The sequence below is a fragment of the Stenotrophomonas sp. T8 genome, assembly GCF_051853085.1.
Classification (GTDB): Bacteria; Pseudomonadota; Gammaproteobacteria; order Xanthomonadales; family Xanthomonadaceae; genus Stenotrophomonas; species Stenotrophomonas sepilia.
Genome location: NZ_CP195329.1, coordinates 1,735,293 through 1,751,722 on the forward strand (window position 1 = coordinate 1,735,293; position 16,430 = coordinate 1,751,722).

A 16,430-nucleotide genomic window follows, 5' to 3' on the forward strand; every position below is an offset into this window, starting at 1 on the left:
CAGCAAGCGGGTCAGTCGTGCGGGCTGCGCAGGCCGTCCACATCCAGGATCAGTGCCATGCGACCATCGCCGATCAGGGTTGCACCGGCGTAACCGCGCAGGCCGCGCAGGGCTTTCGGCAGTGGCTTGATGACCACTTCCTCGCGCCCGCGCACCTGGTCCACGACCAGGCCGAAGCGCGCTTCACCGGCCTGCAGCACCACGATCGTCAGCAGGGTCGAGGCGGCCGGCGTCACATCCAGCCACTGGCGCAGATCGACCAGCGGCAGCGTGTGCGAACGGCGGTCGAGCACGGCGCGGCCATCGAACCAGCCCAGCGAGGTGCGCGGCGCGTGCAGCACTTCCATCACGCGCGCCAGCGGCAGCGCATAGACGTCCTCGCCGGCCTGCACCAGCAGGGTCGGCAGGATCGCCAGGGTGAGCGGCACGCGGATCAGGAAGCGGCTGCCACGGCCCAGCTCGGACTGGATCTGGATCTGGCCACTCAGTTCGCGGATGCGCGACTGCACCACATCCATGCCAACGCCACGGCCGGAGATATCCGTGACCTGCTGCTTGGTCGAGAAGCCGGGCAGGAACACCAGGTGCAGGCACTCCTCGCTGCTCAGCCGCGCGGCAGCTTCCGGATCGATCAGGCCCTTCTCACGCGCCTTCGCGCGCAGCTTCTCCGGATCGATGCCGGCACCGTCGTCCTGCACTTCAATGCTGACGTAGTCGCCTTCCTGCTGGGCCGACAGGCGTACATGGCCCATCCGCGGCTTGCCCTGTGCTTCGCGCAGGTCGGGCATTTCCACGCCATGGTCGATGGCGTTGCGGACCAGGTGCACCAGCGGGTCGGCCAGCGCTTCGACCAGGTTGCGGTCGAGCTCGGTCTCGGCACCGATCAGCTCCAGGTCCACTTCCTTCTTCAGCGAGCGGGCAACGTCTCGGGCGACCTTGGGGAAGCGCGAGAAGACCTTGCCCACCGGCTGCATGCGGGTACGCATCACCGCCGACTGCAGGCGCGCGGTGGCGATGTCCAGGGTCGACACGGCGCGGTCCAGTTCCTCGTCGCGCAGGCGCGCACGCAGGGTCTTGAGCCGGTTGCGCGACAGCACCAGTTCGCCGATCAGATTGACGATCGCGTCCAGGCGCTTGGTGTCCACGCGCACGGTATGTTCGGCTTCGGCCAGCGGCTTGGCGGCCGGCTTGGTCGCCGCTGCAGTTGCCGGTGCGGCCGGTGCGGCCAGTGGGCGTGGTGTCGCGATCGGTGCGGGCGCTACCGCAGCGATGGGCTTGGCGCCGGGTGCGGCGCCACCGTGCAGCTGGTCGAGCAGGGCTTCGAACTCGTCTTCGCTGATCAGGCCGTCGTCAGCCTTCTTTGCCGGCGCGACCGCAGTCGGTGCGTTGCCGCCGTGCAGCTGGTCGAGCAGGGCCTCGAACTCGTCGTCGGTGATCAGGTCGCTGCCACCCGCAGCGGGAGCTGTTGCGGCGGCGGGTGCAGCCACGGCACCGCCATGCATGTCGAACTGGGCGATCAGCTCCGGCGGCGCATAGCCCGGCTCGGTGCCGGAGGAAACTGCATCCAGCATCGCTTGCAGGTAGTCCAGCGATTGCTGGGCGGCATCGAAGTGATGGGCCTGCAGCACGGCCTGGCCCGCGCGCGCGATGCCCAGCGCTTCTTCGGCGGCGTGGCACAACTCGACCATGGCGGTGACGCCGAGGAAGCCGGCGCCGCCCTTGAGCGTGTGGTAGCCCCGGAACACCGCGTTGAGCTGCTCGGTGTCCTGTGGTGCCTGCTCCAGCGACACCAGCTGTTCGCCCAGGCGATCCAGGATTTCCTGCGCCTCGATGATGAAATCGGCAGTGATGTCGTCGGATACCGCGCTCATGCTTACAGCCCCAGGTCCGACAGCAGGTCGTCGGCGTCGTTCTGCGAGACCGCGTGGCGGTCCAGTCCCTTCAGTGCCGGCCCGGCCAGTTCCGGATCGGTGCGATGCTGTTCCGGCGGCAGGCCGAGCGCGCCGAAGCCCTCGTGCACGCGGCGGACGATGCCGACCACGCGACGGATGATCTGCCCGGTCAGGTCCTGGTAGCTCTGGGTCAGGGCGATCTCGGTGAGGTTGTGGCGGATGCGCTCGAGCTGTGCATCCTGGCCGGGCTGCAGGCCTTCGGCGCGCAGCTGTTCGGTCAGGCTGCGGCATTCCTCGGCCAGGTCCAGGGTGCGGTGCGTCGCCTGTTCGGTCATCGCCACCACGTGGTCCAGGCGTGCGCAGGCATCGTCCAGTTCGCCGGCCTCGCTGGGCACGGTCGGCAGTTCACCCAGGGCCTGCCCGAGCTCGCGGGCCAGCCGCGAGAGGCCGCTCATCATCGGCTGCGTGCGCAGCGCGACCAGTCCGTCGATGCGTTGCCGCCAGGCGGTTTCGTCACCGGACTCCAGTGCGTCCAGTGCTTCCTGCAGGCGCAGGGCGAGGGCATTCTTGTCGACCGTGGTGTCCATCAGGCGCTGGCCGCCAGGCGTTCGAAGATCTTGCCGAGCTTCTCTTCCAGCGTCTGCGCGGTGAACGGCTTGATGATGTAGCCGTTCACCCCGTTCTGGGCCGCTTCGATGATCTGCTCGCGCTTGGCTTCGGCGGTGACCATCAGCACCGGCAGGGTCTTCAGCTTGGCGTCGGCACGGATCGCCTTGAGCAGCTCGATGCCGGTCATGACCGGCATATTCCAGTCGGTGACCACGAAATCGAACGGCTGGCTCTGCAGCAGCGACAGCGCGGCATGCCCGTCCTCGGCTTCGGCGGTGTTGGTGAAGCCCAGATCGCCCAGCAGGTTCTTGACGATGCGACGCATGGTCGAGAAGTCGTCCACGATCAGGATGCGCATGTTCTTGTTCAAAGCAGAGTTCCTTTGTTGTTCATTCCGGGCGGCCGGGGGCAGCTGCCTCGGGGATGTTCATTCTTCGAGGCCGGCGTCGACGGCCTCGAATACCTTCAGCCGGCCGCGCAGGCGCAGCACCGCCTGGCCGTGGATCTGGCAGACCCGCGACTCGCTCACGCCGAGCACCGCGCCGATCTCCTTCAGATTGAGTTCCTGCTCGTAGTAGAGCGAGAGCACCAGCTGTTCGCGCTCGGGCAGATGGCCGATGGCCTTGCCCAGCTCGCGGCCGAACTCGCTGCGCTCCAGCACCTGCTGCGGGGTCGGGCCACCCTGGGCGACCGTGTCCAGCTCGCCCTGGTCCTCGATGCGCGACTCCAGGCTCAGCACCTGGCCACGCGCGGCGTCTTCCATCAGGCGCAGGTACTCGGGCAGTGGCATCTCCATCGCGGCGGCCACTTCGGTGGCGCTGGCGGCTCGGCCGCTGCTCTGTTCCAGGCGGCGGATGGTGGCCGCAGCATCGCGTGCACGGCGGTGCACCGAGCGCGGCACCCAGTCGCCACGGCGGATCTCGTCGATCATCGAGCCACGGATACGGATCGAGGCATAGGTCTCGAACGAGGCGCCCTGGTCGGCGTCGTAGCTGCGCGAAGCCTCGATCAGGCCCATCATGCCCGCCTGGATCAGGTCGTCGACTTCGACGCTGGCCGGCAGGCGCGCGGCCAGATGGTGGGCGATGCGCCGCACCAGGTCCGAGTGCTGGGCGATGACGTCGTTGGCCGCCGAGCGCTGGACTTCCCTGTACTGGGCCGCGCCTTTCATGCCGCCACCCCGCGCTGCTTGAGGATGCGTTCGAGGAAGAACTCGACGCCGCCGCGTGGTTCGGTGGGCGCCTGCCAGCGGGCCGTGCGGCGCGCGATCTCGGTGATGGCCAGTGCGGACGGGCTGGACGGGTAGGCCTTCACCACCGGCTGCTGGCGCTGCACCGACAGGCGCAGCCAGTCATCCTGCGGCACGCAGCCCAGATAGTTCAGCGAGACATCGGCGAGGAACTTCTCGCAGACGCGGGTCAGCTTCTCGTACAGTACGCGGCCCTCGTTGGGGTCGCGCACCATGTTGGCCACCACCTGGACGCGGTCCACGCCACGTTCGCGCGAGAGCACCTTGATCAGCGCGTAGGCGTCGGTGATTGAAGCCGGCTCGTCACAAACCACCACCACGGTGTCCTGCGCGGCCTGGCAGAAGGTCAGCACGCCGTCGGTGATGCCTGCGGCGGTGTCCACCACCATGATGTCCAGCTCGCGTTCCAGCTCGGAGAACACGTTGACCAGGCCGACGTGCTCGGCCGGGGCCAGCTCGGCCATGTGCCGGCGGCCGGACGCGGCCGGGACCACCAGCACGCCGTTCGGGCCTTCGACGATGACGTCGTCCAGCGAGCAGCGGCCGGCAACCAGGTCGGCCAGCGTATAGGTGGGGTTCAAGCCCAGGATCACGTCGATGTTGGCCAGGCCGAGGTCGGCGTCCAGCAGCAGCGTGCGCTTGCCCATGCCGGCCAGCGCCACGGCCAGGTTGGCCGACACGTTGGTCTTGCCCACGCCGCCCTTGCCGCCGGTCACGGCGATGGTGCGCACAGGGCCGAGCGGCTCGCTGCGGGTGGCCGACAGCGGGAAGGTCTTGGTCAGCTTGGCGTACTCACGCGACGGCATGGTTCAACTCCGGGTTGCAGGGCATATCGGCCGCTCGGCGCAAATCTTCAAGGCGAAGTACGAGATTGGCCGCACTGGCCCGGTGCAGGTCGTCCGGAACGTCCTGGCCGTCGGTCACCCAGGTGATCGGCAGGGCGTGGTCCACGGCCACCGACAGGGCGTTGCCGAAGCGGCCGGTTTCGTCCAGCTTGCTCAGCACAAGGCCCTGCAGGTTGGCGGCACCGAAGCGGCGGACCACCTCGTCCATGTCGCCGAAGCTGGTGTTGGCCGGCAGCACCAGCAGGGTGCGCACCTGGCGCGCGGCGCGCAGCCACTGCAGCTGGGCGGCCAGCGCGCGGTCGCGCGGGCCCAGTCCGGCGGTGTCGATCAGTACCAGCTTGTAGTCCTTCAGGCGTTCCAGCAGCTGGTCCAGGTCGGTGCCGCTGTTGGCCTCGTGCACGGCGATGCCGAGCTGCCGGCCGTAGCCATACAGCTGCTCGCGGGCGCCGATGCGGGTGGTGTCGGTGGTGACCAGAGCCACGTCACGCGGCGCGTGCTTCTCGGCGAACCGCGAGGCCAGCTTGGCGATGGTGGTGGTCTTGCCGGCGCCGGTCGGGCCCACCAGCGCGATCACGCCGCCTTCCTCCAGCGGGTCGACCGGGGCAATCGGCAGCTTGCGCGAGATCAGCCCCAGCATCAGGCCGCGGCCTCGGTGCGCCTCGGTCTCCAGCGGAATCTGCATGGCGACGTCGCGGGCCAGGCCAGCATCGAAGCCGTACTCGTCCATCAGGTCCAGCGCGGTGGCGCGCACCGGGCAGCCGCGCAGGCGCTCGTCGGTGAAGCGGTTCATTTCGCGCTCGATCACCTGGCGCATGCCGGCCACTTCCTGGCGCAGCTGGCGGATCTCGGCGTCGTCCTGGGCGACCACGGTCAGGACCGGGGCTGGGGCGAGCGTCGGCGTCGGCGCGGCTTCGACGGTGGCATCGGCCAACGCCGGTTCGCTGACGGCGACCTCCGGCTGCGTTTCGGACAGGGCTGCGGTCGGCAGCGGTGGCGGCTGCACCGCCGGCGCCACGCTTTCGTGATGCGCCTCGTGCGGCGGATCGATCTGGAAACGGGCGCGGTTGGCCGGCGCGACGAGGGCCGGTGCCGGCGCCGGAGCAACGATGGCCTCGGCGAACGGGGCGAAGATCTGGTCCGGCAGTGCCGGTTCATTGACGGCGGCGCGTGCCAGGGTGGCGGCGAAGCCGGTGCTGCCGCGGGTTGGCACGATCTCGTCGGCGCTGTCGAGGGTGCGGCCGGTAGCGCCCACTGCTGCACGGGCGAGGGCGGCCACCGCCGAGGTGGTGGCGGCAACCGGTTCCGGTGCCGGGGTGCTGCTGCGGCGGCGGGTGACGGCGGCGATCACCGCGTCGGCGGCGGTGCGCGGCTTGGGTGCCGGCGGCGGTGCGACGTCGCGGCGCGAGGCTTCCAGCGCACGCTGCACCGCGCTCTCGTCGTAGTTGGCGGCGGCGACGATCTCGATGCCTTCCTCGATCCGGCGGTTGGACAGGATCACGGCGTCAGGACCATGCTCCTTGCGCACCAGGTTCATGGCCGAGCGCATGTCGGCGGCGACGAATCGTTTGATTTTCATGCTGTGGTCACGAGGCGAAGACGGCGGGGTGGCGGTCGGGGAACTCGGGTGGTCGGTGGTCTGCACGGTGCGGGTTCCCCTTGGTGTCTGTCTGTTGCGTTGGTTCGAAAGTGGTGTCTGTTTTCTGGCGCATCGGCGGGCGGCGTCAGCTGATCGTTCCGACCAGCTTCAGGCGCTTGTCCTCCGGCACCTCGCTGTAGGCCAGGACCGACAGCGACGGAACGCTGTGGCGGACCAGGCGGGCCAGCGCGGCGCGCACCGGGCCAGGTACCAGCACGACCGCGGGCTCGTTGCGGGCTTCCTGCTTGCTGACACATTCGGCCAGGCTCTGGTGCAGTCGCTCAGCGAGTCCGGGTTCCAGCGCGGCGCCGTTGCCCTGCGTGGACTCCTGCAAGACACGTTCCAATTGCGGGTTGAGGGTGAACACCGGCAGCTCCGCCGACATTCCGGCGATCTCCTGCACGATGAAGCGGCCCAGTGCGTTGCGCACCGCGGCGGTCAGCACGGCCGGGTCCTGGCTGCTGGGCGCATGTTCGACCAGTGCCTCGGCGATCTTGCGCAGCTGGCGGATCGGAATGCGCTCGACCAGCAGGTTCTGCAGCACGCGCACCACCGCCGACAGCGGCAGCGCCTTCGGCGTCAGATCTTCGACGAGCTTGGGTGCGCTCTTGGCCAGGTTGGCCAGCAGGTGCTGCACTTCCTCATGGCCGAGCAGCTCGGGTGCGTGTTCGCGGATCAGGTGCGACAGATGGGTGGCGACCACGGTGGCCGGGTCGACCACCGTGTAGCCCAGCGTTTCGGCCTGGGCGCGCTGGTGCGGCTGGATCCAGGTGGCATCCAGGCCGAACGCGGGATCCTTGCCGGCAATGCCCTCCAGTGCGCCGAGCGCGCTGCCCGGATCCAGGGCCAGCTCGCGGTCGGGGTGGATCTCGGCGGTGGCCACCGGCACGCCATGCACCAGCACGCGGTAGCCGTTGGCCGGCAGTTCCAGGTTGTCGCGGATGTGCACCGAGGGAATCAGGAAGCCGACATCCTGGGTCAGCTTGCGGCGCACGCCCTTGATGCGCGCCATCAGTTCGCCGCCCTGGTTGCTGTCCACCAGTGGAATCAGCCGGTAGCCGACCTCCAGGCCCAGCGGATCGACCGGGCGCAGTTCGTCCCAGCTCAGTTCGGCAGTGGGGGCCGCGACGGCCGGGCGCCCGAGCGCAGTGAGCGCGGCAGCATCGGTGCCACTGCCTGTTGCATCGGCAGCCGGTGCCTTGGTCTTGCGATACAGCTTCCAGGCGATGAAGCCAAGGATCGCGGCCAGCGTCAGGAAAGCGACGTTGGGCATGCCCGGCACCAGGCCAACGACGCCGATGATGCCGGCGGTGATCGCCAGCGCGCGGTACTGGCCGAACACCTGCCCGGTCATGGCCTGGGCCATGTCCTGCGAGCGCGAGGCGCGGGTGACCAGCATCGCCACCGCGCTGGACACCAGCAGTGCCGGCAGCTGCGCCACCAGGCCGTCACCGATGGAGAGCAGGGTGTAGGTGGCAGCGGCGTCGCCGAACGGCATGCCATGCTGCAGCACGCCCACGGCCAGGCCGCCGAGCATGTTGATGAACAGGATCAGGATGCCGGCGATGGCGTCGCCGCGGATGAACTTGCTGGCACCGTCCATTGCACCGTAGAAGTCGGCTTCCTCGCGGACTTCCTCGCGGCGCAGCTTGGCTTCCTCGCGCGTCAGCAAACCGGCGTTGAGGTCGGCGTCGATCGCCATCTGCTTGCCGGGCATCGCGTCCAGGATGAAGCGCGCGGTCACTTCCGAGACGCGGCCGGCGCCCTTGGTGATGACCACGAAATTGATGATGGTCAGGATCGCGAACACCACGATGCCGACCGCATAGTTGCCGCCGATCACGAATTCACCGAAGGCGGCGATGACCTTGCCCGCAGCGTCGTGGCCGTTCTGGCCGTTGAGCAGGATCACGCGGGTGGAGGCCACGTTCAGCGCCAGCCGCAGCATGGTCGTGATCAACAGCACGATCGGGAAGATGGTGAAGTCCAGCGGGCGCTTCACGTAGACCACCGCCAGCAGCACCATCAGCGAGATGGCGATGTTGAAGGTGAACAGCGCATCAAGGACTGGCGCGGCCAGCGGCACCACGACCATGGCCAGCAGGGCCAGCACGATCAGCGGCGCGCCAAGGCCCTGGCGGATCATTTCCAGGGCACGGCGGGTGTTGAATCCGGTGGCGGGCTGGGCGCTCACGGGCGGCCTCCCTTGCCGAATTCATCCACCTGGATGTGCGGGGCGTCCGGCATCGGGCCAGTGCGCCAGGCGCGCAGCTGGTAGACGTAGGACAGGACCTGGGCGACGGCCGAATACAGTCTCACGGGGATTTCCTTTCCGAGTTGGCCTTCCCGATACAAGGCGCGTGCCAAAGGCGGGGCAGAGACGATCGCGACCTTGTTGCCGTCGGCCACTTCACGGATGCGCAGGGCGGTCTCGTCCACGCCCAGCGCGACCACGGTGGGGGCGTTCATGGCGCCGCCTTCGTACTTCAGGGCCACCGCGTAATGGGTGGGATTGACCACCACCACGTCGGCGGTGGGTACCGCTTCCATCATCCGGCGGTTGGCCATCTGCTGCTGCAGCTGGCGGATGCGGCCCTTCACCTCGGGGCTGCCTTCGCTTTCCTTCATTTCCCGGCGCAGTTCTTCACGGGTCATCTTCAGCTTGCGCATCCAGTTCCAGCGCTGGTACGGGGCATCGATGGCGGCCAGCACCAGCATGGCGCCGGCGGTGGCCAGCAGCAGGCGCAGGGTGAAGCCGAGGCCGTCGGTGATGGCGGTCTCCAGCGGGTGGTGGATCAGGCCGCGCAGGGTGTCGAAGCCGGACCACACCACCAGCCCGGCAGCGACACCGACGAAGGCCACGCGCAGCAGCGATTTGGTGAACTCGGCGATGGCTTCCGGGCCATACAGGCGCTTGAACCCGCTCATCGGGTTCATGCGGTTGATGTCGGGCAGCAACGCCTTCTGCGACCAGCGCAGGCCGCCCATCACCAGCGGGGCGACGAAGCTGGCCAGCAGGCAGACCAGCACCAGCGGTGCGATCACCAGCATGAACTGCAGCAGCAGATCACCGAAGTGGCCGAACAGTTCCTTCGGGTTCTGCCGCAGGCTCTGCTCGGGGCTGAGCGCCTGCTTCATCCAGGCGCTGGCGCCGCGTCCGATCGAGCCGCTCATGGCCATTACCGCCAGCACGCCGGCGCCGAACACGGCGGCGGTGCCCAGTTCGCGCGAGCGCGGCAGGTTGCCCTGTTCACGGGCGTCGCGCAGGCGTTTTTCGGTCGGTTGTTCGGTCTTTTCGCCGGCGGATTCGTTCTCGGACATCACGGGTACTGCGGCAGGGGTTGCCGGAGGGCGTGCAAGAACTGTTCCACGCATGGCGTGGATCAACCGACGACCCTTTTGTAGAGCCGGGCCTATGCTCGGCTGCGGTTGGGTCCAGGCGCGAAGCGCAGCCGAGCGTGGGCTCGGCTCTACAGGAGGGTGCCGCAGGAATCGTTCCGTGATGGCAGGTGGTCGCGCTGCCCGGCGCTATCCGGGCGGGTGTTGTTGCGGCGGGCTCTGCGCCAGCTCCACCCGCGGCCGCGGCAGGTCGTGCAGCTGCATGAAGCGCGCCGCGTCGACCGGGCGGCCGAGCAGGTAGCCCTGCAGGAAGTCGCAGCCCAGGCGCTCCAGGTAGGCGCGCTGCGCGGCGGTTTCCACGCCTTCGGCGACGATGTCCATGTCCAGTGCATGGCCCAGCGCCACGATCGCCGAGACGATCACCACGTCCTCCGCACTGTGTTCCAGGTCACGCACGAACGCGTGGTCGATCTTGATCTCCGTGGCGGGCAGCCGCTTCAGGTACAGCAGGCTGGAATAGCCGGTTCCGAAATCATCGATGGAGATGCCCACGCCCAGCGCCGACAGCGCCTGCAGCAGGCGAAGGCTGGCATCGGTATCGCGCATGACCGTGCTTTCGGTGATCTCCAGCACCAGGTGGCGCGGGGCAATGTCGTAGCGTTCGATCACTTCACGCACATCCTGCAGCAGGTGTGGCGAACTGAACTGCACCGGCGACAGGTTCACCGACATCGACCAGCCTTCATGCCCGGCGTCGCGCCAGCGCCGCAGTTGCTGGCAGGCCTGGTCCAGTGCCCAGCGACCGATCTCGTTGATCGCGCCGCTGCGTTCGGCCAGGCGGATGAAGCGGTCCGGTGGGATCAGTCCGTGCTCCGGGTGTTTCCAGCGGATCAGCGCTTCGGCACCGGCCACCTTCTGGGTGGCCACGCGGATCTTCGGCTGATAGTGCAGGAACAGCTGCTCGCTGCCGATCGCACGGCGCAGGTCGGCCAGCAGCCGGAACTGCTGCTCGGCACTGTCGTTCATCCAGTCGGCGAACAGCACGAAGGCGTTGCGTCCGGATTCCTTGGCCTGGTACATCGCCGCGTCGGCGAAGGCCATCAACTGGCGCTCGCTGGCAGCGTGGTCGGGGCAGATCGCCACGCCGATGCTGGCGGTCACTTGAAGTTCGTTGTCCGGCAGCAACGGGCCGCTGCCCACCGCCTGCAGGATGCGCCGGGCGAGGGTGGGCAGGTCCTCGTCGTGCTCGATGCGCACCACCAGCACGAATTCGTCGCCGCCCAGACGGGCCAGCATATCGTTGGGCCGGAGCAGCTGCCGGGTACGCTCGGCCACCGCCACCAGCAGTGCGTCGCCGGCCTGATGGCCGTAGGCATCATTGACCTGCTTGAATCCGTCCAGGTCCATGAACATCACCGCGAAACGGCTGCCGCCCTGTTCGGCTTCGGCCAGCGCCTGCACGATGCGCCGCTGCAGCAGCAGGCGGTTCGGCAGGCGGGTCAGCGGGTCGTGCAGCGCGGCCTGGGTCAATTCCTGCTGGGCATCGGTCAACGAGGTGCTCAGCATCGAGTTGCGAAGCCGCAGCAGCTGCGCCTCCACCCGCTGGTCCAGCCACGAGACCACCAGCACCACCGCCAGGATCGCAACCGTCAACACCACCACCAGCATCGCCAGCCACTCGCTCTGCAGGCCATCACCGACCGCGGCGCCGCAGATGCTGCCTTCCGGGAAACGCGCGGCGGCCATGCCGGTGTAGTGCATGCCGACGATGGCCAGGCCAAGCAGGCCGGCGGCCGCCAACCGGTCACCGACGCGGGTGCGCTGCGCGCGCAGGCGGAACGCCACGTACAGCGCGGTCCACGAAGCGGCCACCGCCACCACCAGGGAGAGCAGCAGCCAGCCCGGGTCGTAGTCGATCCCGGGCTGCATGCGCATCGCTGCCATGCCGACGTAGTGCATGCCGGCAATGCCGGTGCCCATCAGCAGGGCACCACCGGCCAATCGAGGATGGGGCAGGGTACGCAGTGAGACCAGCCACAGTGCGAACACCGACGAGGCGATCGCCAGGGCCAGCGAGAGCAGGGTGATGGGCAGGTCGTAGCCCAGTGCAATGGGCAGATCGAAGGCCAGCATGCCGATGAAGTGCATCGACCAGACACCCAGGCCCATGGCGAATCCGCCCCCCAGGCGCCACCACCAGGCGGCTGCCCGGCCCGGGGCGGTGACCGTGCGCCCGGCCATGGCCAGCGCTGTGTACGACGCCATCACGGCGACCAGCAGTGAGATCGCCACCAGCCACGGGTTGTACGTGCCTACCAGCATTCGTCAGTCTCCCGGACCTGCCTGTCGACGGAAACCACGGTGGGGCATGCATGAGGCAGGCCAACGCGAACGGGCGTCGGCCGGGTGCGGCATCCCCCCGGTTGCCGCGCATTCACTCTAACGCGCAGACCGGGGGGGACTTCAAGCGGCAATCCGTGAAATTGCGCCCCTGTAGAGCCGAGCCCATGCTCGGCTGCCACTCCTGCCGAAGGCAGCCGAGCATGGGCTCGGCTCTACAGAAACAAATGCATGGCAAGCAGTAGAACGTGACGACCGGGTCAGCGTGTGACCGCGTCCGCGGCCTGGAAGGCGGCGTCGAACAGGCGCTGTACCGGCGGCCCCATTTCCCCGGCCAGCAGCGCCAGGAGGAACAGGCCCAGCAGCAGCGAAACCGGCAGGCCCAGCTGGATCGGGTTCAGCGCAGGCGCGGCACGCGCCAGGACACCGAAGGCCAGATTCACCGCCAACATCGCCACGGTCAGAGGGATGGCCAGGCTCAGCGCGCCGCGCAGCACGGTCAGCAGGAAGGTCGGGGCGATGCTGAAGAAGGCATGGGGATCCGGCAGCGGGGCGCCAATCGGCAGCGCGCGATAGCTGTCCACCAGCAGCGAGATCAACGCCAGGTGGCCGTTGGCGGTGAAGAACAGCAGCCCGAACAGCAGGTAGAACCACTGTCCGATCACGCCGGAGGTACCACCGCGCAGCGGATCGCTCATCTGCGCGAAGGCCAGGCCGGTGCCCTGCGCGATCAGTTCGCCGGCCATCGCACCGGCTTCGAACACCAGCCGCAGCAGGAAACCGATGGATACGCCAATGGCCAGCTCGCGCGCGATGGTCAGCACCGTAGCCGCGTCGAAGCCGGTCCAGTCCGGCACCGGGGGCAGCAGCGGGGCCAGTGCGATGGCCAGGGTGCCAGCCAGCACCACGCGCACCCGTGACGGGACGGCGCGGGTCCCGACCATGGGCATGGCCATGGCCACAGCGCCGATGCGCAGCATGGTCCACAGTACGGTGCCGATCATGCCGAAGGCCTGAAGGCCGTCGGCAGCCATCTGGGTGGCGGCGTCCATCGAAGCGCGTGTCCTAGCCGATCAGGTGGGGAATTCGCTGGAACAGCAGCGTGGTGAATTCAACCAGGTGGCCGATCAGCAGGCTGCCCAGCGCGAACAGCACTGCGGTCAGCGCTGCCGCCTTGGCAACGAAGGCGATGGTCGGTTCGTTGAGCTGGGTCGCGGCCTGCACGACACCAACCACCACGCCCACCACCAGTACGGTGAGCAGCAGCGGGCCGGCCACCCACAACACTGTGATCAGGCCGCCACGCAGTTCAGTCAAGGCAAGTTCGGGAGACATTCGGATTCCATCTGCTCATGTAGAGTCGAGCCCTGCTCGACTGCGCGTTACGGGGGATATCAGGCCGGATTGAAGCTCGCCGCCAACGTACCCACGGTCAGCACCCAGCCATCGACCAGCACGAACAGCAGGATCTTGAAGGGCGCCGATACCAGCATCGGCGACAGCATCATCATGCCCATCGACATCAGCACGCTGGCAACGACCAGGTCGATGATCACGAACGGGATGAAGATCAGGAATCCGATCTCGAAGGCGGTCTTCAGTTCACTGGTGACGAACGAAGCGACCAGCACCGGGAACGGGATCGCGTCGGGGCTGGCGTAGGTGCCATGCCCGGCGATGCCGGCAAAGGTCATCAGGTCGGTCTCGCGGATCTGCGCCAGCATGAAGCCGCGCAGTGGCTGCGTGGTCAGCGTCCATGCGGTCTGGAAGTCGATGTCGCCGTTGAGGTAGGGCGCCATGCCCGCGCTCCACGCCTTGTCCCAGGTCGGCATCATCACCATTGCGGTGAGGAACAGGGCCAGGCCCAGCAGCACCTGGTTGGACGGCGTCTGGCCGGTGCCCAGCGCCTGGCGCAGCAGGCCCAGCACGATGATGATGCGGGTGAACGAGGTCAGCACCAGCAGCATCGACGGGATCAGGGTGATCGCGGTCATCAGCAGCAGGGTCTGCAGCGGCAGGCTGACCGGCTGGCCGCCGATCTTGCCGACGTTGACGTCCGGCAGAGGGGTGGCCGGAGCGCCGGGCGCGGCGAACGCCAGTGCCGGCAACAGGCACAGGGCAAGCAACAGCAGCCACGGCATCAGGGTGGCGGGACGGGTACGGGGGACACGCATGTCAGGGATCCTTGCGCAGCCGCTGCTGCAGCAGCTGGGCGAAATTCGGAAGATTCTTGAAGTCCGGCACGCGCACCGGCGCCGGTGGCGGCAGCGGTTCGGGCAGGGTGTGCAGGGTGTTGATGCCGCCGGCGGTGACGCCCAGCAGCAGCTGCTGGCCGTTGACCTCCACCACCACCACGCGTTCCTTGGCACCGACACTCAGGCTGGCCACCACCTTCATGCCTTCGGCCGGGCGGAAGCCGCTGCCAGGCATGCGCTTGAGCAGCCAGCCCAGGCCGATCACCAGTGCCAGTACCGCCAGCAGCGCCAGCACCGCACCGAACAGGCTGGGTGCGGCGGCCGCATGCTGGCCGACCTGCGGACCGATCGGCGCGGCGGCCTTGCCGACCGCCAGCAGGGTGGAGGCCAGCAGGCTCAACGCAGTCTCCGGATACGCTCGCTGGGGCTGACCACGTCGGTCAGGCGCACGCCGAAGCGGTCATTGATCACTACTACTTCGCCGTGGGCGATCAGGGTGCCGTTGACGAACACGTCCAGCGACTCGCCAGCACCGCGCTCCAGTTCCACCACCGACCCCTGGTTGAGCTGCAGCAGGTTGCGGATCGGCAGGCGGGCACGACCGACTTCCAGCGACAGGGTCACCGGCACATCGAGGATCACGTCCAGGTTCAGGTCCGGACCATTCGCCTCATCGGCCTGCAGGCTGCTGAACTGGGCCGGGGTCGGTTCGAGGGCGTCGATATCGTTCATTGCGGGTCTTCCTGGATGACGGGTACGCGCGGGCGGGTGCCCGGCGGATGGGTAGCGGTGATCTTCACGGCGTTCATGCCGTTGGCGATGCCGAACTCGCCGGTGAACACGGGGATGTTCTCCACGCACAGCGGCACCTGCGGGCTCAGCTCGATCGGCAGGATGTCGCCGACCTTCAACTGGGTCAGGTCGCGCAGGGTCATGCGCTTGGTGGCCAGTACGCTGGACAGGGTGACTTCGGCGACGTTGAGCTGCTCACGCAGGGTCTTGCCCCAGCTCTCGTCGCGGTCGTTGCGGTCGCTCTGGATGCCGGCGTCGAGCAGTTCGCGGATCGGTTCCAGCATCGAGTAGGGCAGGGTGACGTGGATGTCGCCGCCGCCACCGTCGAGCTCGACGTGCAGGCGGCACACGACCACGTACTCGCGCGGGGTCACGATGTTGGCGAAATGCGGGTTGATCTCCGAGTTGATGTACTCGAAGTCGACATCCATCACCGGTGCCCACGCTTCGCGCAGATCGGCGAAGGTCTGCTTCAGCAGCAGGTGGATCACCCGCATTTCAGTAGCTGTGAACTCGCGGCCCTCGATGCGGGTGGGGTAGCGCCCGTCGCCACCGAAGAAATTGTCGACGATGGCGAACACCAGGGTCGGCTCGAACACGATCAGGCCGGTGCCGCGCAGCGGCTTGAAGCGGATCAGGTTCAGGTTGGTCGGTACATACAGCGAGTGCATGTAGTCGTTGAACTTGATCAGCTCGATGCCGCGCACCGACAGTTCGGCCGAGCGGCGGATCAGGTTGAACAGGCCGATCCGCCACAGGCGCGCGAAGCGCTCATGGACCATTTCCAGGGTCGGCATGCGACCACGGATGATGCGGTCCTGGCTGGCGAAGTCGTACGAGCGCGCTTCGCCTGACGGGGGTTCCGCATCGGTCTCGACCGCGCCACTGTCCACGCCGTGGAGCAGGGCATCGATCTCGTCCTGGGACAGCAGATCATTCATCGGTGGGCCCTTACTGGGTCACGAAGCTGGTGAACAGCAGATCGTCGGCGCCGTTGCTGCCGGTCTCGGCCTTGAGCACCTTCTGCACCTCGGCCAATGAGGCGGCCTGCAGCTTCTGCTTGCCGGCGACATCGGCGATCTGGTCCGGGCTGACCTGCGAGAACAGCATCAGCAGGCGCGCACGGATGGCCGGGGCGTGGGTCTTGATCGCTTCCAGCGCGGCCGGGTCGCGGGTCATCAGCTGAACCTCCAGCTGCAGGTAACGTGGGCCGTCGACCGGGCCATTGAGGTTGACCACGAAGGCCGGATCCAGTGCGAAGTACTGGGCCGGGGCTGGAGTCGCGCTCTTCTTCGGCGCCTGTGCGGTCTTCTCTTCGTGCTTGGACTGGGTGAAGAACCACACGCCGCCACCGGCAGCAGCGGCGGCCAATACGGCTACCAGCGCGGTGATCAGGATCGGACTACGCGGCTTGGCGGCCTTGTCCTTCTCGGCGGTCTTCTTGGTTTTGTCAGCGGCTGCGGCCACGGGGTGAAGCTCCTGAGGGTTGCTTCACCGGGATATGCAAGGGGTGTGCCGAAGGCCGGGCAGCGG

At 67.9% G+C, this 16,430-nt stretch carries 16 protein-coding genes; all 16 read right to left on the minus strand.

All coding sequences use genetic code 11. The features are described 5' to 3' along the window. Positions 1 to 11: 11 nt before the first annotated feature. The gene (locus ACSDHM_RS08180) at positions 12 to 1,871 is read right to left on the minus strand and encodes a chemotaxis protein CheA (RefSeq protein ID WP_439426851.1); all 1,860 of its coding nucleotides are present in this window, start codon (positions 1,869 to 1,871) and stop codon (positions 12 to 14) included. Between the two features lie 2 nt (positions 1,872 to 1,873). After that, complete coding sequence (locus ACSDHM_RS08185; protein ID WP_032129220.1) at positions 1,874 to 2,479, minus strand: protein phosphatase CheZ; 606 nt, start codon at positions 2,477 to 2,479, stop codon at positions 1,874 to 1,876. Next, entirely contained in the window at positions 2,479 to 2,871 is a 393-nt protein-coding gene (cheY, locus tag ACSDHM_RS08190) for a chemotaxis response regulator CheY (protein ID WP_005413247.1), read from the minus strand. The genes ACSDHM_RS08185 and cheY overlap by 1 nt, the downstream gene beginning before the upstream one ends. A gap of 57 nt (positions 2,872 to 2,928) precedes the next feature. Beyond that, entirely contained in the window at positions 2,929 to 3,672 is a 744-nt protein-coding gene (locus ACSDHM_RS08195; RefSeq protein WP_053498623.1) for an RNA polymerase sigma factor FliA, read from the minus strand. Further along, entirely contained in the window at positions 3,669 to 4,556 is an 888-nt protein-coding gene (locus tag ACSDHM_RS08200; RefSeq protein ID WP_072166952.1) for a MinD/ParA family ATP-binding protein, read from the minus strand. The genes ACSDHM_RS08195 and ACSDHM_RS08200 overlap by 4 nt, the downstream gene beginning before the upstream one ends. Beyond that, the gene (flhF, locus tag ACSDHM_RS08205; RefSeq protein ID WP_414607989.1) at positions 4,543 to 6,171 is read right to left on the minus strand and encodes a flagellar biosynthesis protein FlhF; all 1,629 of its coding nucleotides are present in this window, start codon (positions 6,169 to 6,171) and stop codon (positions 4,543 to 4,545) included. The genes ACSDHM_RS08200 and flhF overlap by 14 nt, the downstream gene beginning before the upstream one ends. Before the next feature lie 145 nt (positions 6,172 to 6,316). Continuing rightward, positions 6,317 to 8,377 carry a flagellar biosynthesis protein FlhA gene (gene flhA / locus ACSDHM_RS08210; protein ID WP_439426970.1) on the minus strand — a complete coding sequence of 687 codons (2,061 nt, stop codon included), beginning with the start codon at positions 8,375 to 8,377 and terminating at the stop codon, positions 6,317 to 6,319. Positions 8,378 to 8,421: 44 nt separating this feature from the next. Further along, complete coding sequence (gene flhB, locus ACSDHM_RS08215) at positions 8,422 to 9,552, minus strand: flagellar biosynthesis protein FlhB (RefSeq protein WP_088497675.1); 1,131 nt, start codon at positions 9,550 to 9,552, stop codon at positions 8,422 to 8,424. A gap of 207 nt (positions 9,553 to 9,759) precedes the next feature. Further along, positions 9,760 to 11,892: a putative bifunctional diguanylate cyclase/phosphodiesterase gene (locus ACSDHM_RS08220; protein ID WP_439426852.1), complete on the minus strand. Its 2,133-nt coding sequence runs from the start codon at positions 11,890 to 11,892 to the stop codon at positions 9,760 to 9,762. A 278-nt stretch (positions 11,893 to 12,170) separates the two neighbouring features. Further along, complete coding sequence (fliR, locus tag ACSDHM_RS08225) at positions 12,171 to 12,962, minus strand: flagellar biosynthetic protein FliR (RefSeq protein WP_005416431.1); 792 nt, start codon at positions 12,960 to 12,962, stop codon at positions 12,171 to 12,173. 13 nt (positions 12,963 to 12,975) lie between these two features. After that, the gene (locus ACSDHM_RS08230; protein ID WP_005413254.1) at positions 12,976 to 13,245 is read right to left on the minus strand and encodes a flagellar biosynthetic protein FliQ; all 270 of its coding nucleotides are present in this window, start codon (positions 13,243 to 13,245) and stop codon (positions 12,976 to 12,978) included. Between the two features lie 59 nt (positions 13,246 to 13,304). Then, the gene (gene fliP / locus ACSDHM_RS08235; protein ID WP_180870867.1) at positions 13,305 to 14,084 is read right to left on the minus strand and encodes a flagellar type III secretion system pore protein FliP; all 780 of its coding nucleotides are present in this window, start codon (positions 14,082 to 14,084) and stop codon (positions 13,305 to 13,307) included. A gap of 1 nt (position 14,085) precedes the next feature. Then, positions 14,086 to 14,484 (minus strand): flagellar biosynthetic protein FliO, encoded by a 399-nt coding sequence (fliO, locus tag ACSDHM_RS08240; protein ID WP_181357910.1) that lies wholly within the window; start codon positions 14,482 to 14,484, stop codon positions 14,086 to 14,088. Between the two features lie 17 nt (positions 14,485 to 14,501). Further along, on the minus strand, positions 14,502 to 14,837 hold the full coding sequence (fliN, locus tag ACSDHM_RS08245) for a flagellar motor switch protein FliN (protein ID WP_005409543.1): 336 nt from the start codon (positions 14,835 to 14,837) through the stop codon (positions 14,502 to 14,504). Next, entirely contained in the window at positions 14,834 to 15,838 is a 1,005-nt protein-coding gene (gene fliM, locus ACSDHM_RS08250; protein WP_439426853.1) for a flagellar motor switch protein FliM, read from the minus strand. Before fliM ends, fliN begins: the two co-directional genes overlap by 4 nt. Before the next feature lie 10 nt (positions 15,839 to 15,848). Continuing rightward, the gene (locus ACSDHM_RS08255; protein WP_005416435.1) at positions 15,849 to 16,364 is read right to left on the minus strand and encodes a flagellar basal body-associated FliL family protein; all 516 of its coding nucleotides are present in this window, start codon (positions 16,362 to 16,364) and stop codon (positions 15,849 to 15,851) included. Positions 16,365 to 16,430 lie beyond the last annotated feature (66 nt).